Origin of the sequence: Salinisphaera sp. C84B14 (assembly GCF_040361435.1) — a bacterium.
Taxonomy (GTDB): domain Bacteria; phylum Pseudomonadota; class Gammaproteobacteria; order Nevskiales; family Salinisphaeraceae; genus Salinisphaera.
Genome location: NZ_APNL01000049.1, coordinates 1 through 469, shown reverse-complemented (window position 1 = coordinate 469; position 469 = coordinate 1). Strand labels below are relative to the sequence as shown.

The following is a 469-nucleotide window of genomic DNA, read 5'->3' as shown; positions in this document are numbered from 1 at the left end:
CGGATGGTGTTATGAAAAAGGAATTGGGGTAAACCAAAATGACGTTGAGTCCACTCGGTGGTACTTGAAAGCCGCGACGCAGGGTCACGTCGACGCCCAGATTAACTTGGCGGTGAAGTACGCCCAGGGCAGGGGCGTTGATAAAAGCCTGACGCAGGCTCGGCGATGGTTTAAGCGCGCAGCAAGACAGAATTCTGCGGTCGCTCAGTACAACCTTGGTAAGCTGTACCAGCGCGCGCAGGGCGATGAAGTCAATCTTGTCGAGGCCTACGTGTGGGTTTCATTAGCAGCAAACAAAGGGCTAGAAGCGGCTTTAAAAGAGCAGGCGCTCATCCTGAGCTTAATGTCCGACGAGCAAATCGAACGAGCCGAAACTCTGATTGCAGACCGGAGCGAGACGCTTAATCGGAATGAAGCTCATGATCGCCAAGTGGCGAGTCGCCGTAGTGTAGGAGCCACAAAACCAATA

General features: G+C 53.5%; 1 protein-coding gene. It reads left to right on the top strand.

Annotation, left to right across the window (positions count from 1 at the left end; translation table 11 throughout):
• Positions 1–469, top strand: a 469-nt coding sequence (locus C84B14_RS17980) for a tetratricopeptide repeat protein (RefSeq protein WP_353226133.1), incomplete at both ends; no start/stop codon positions are given.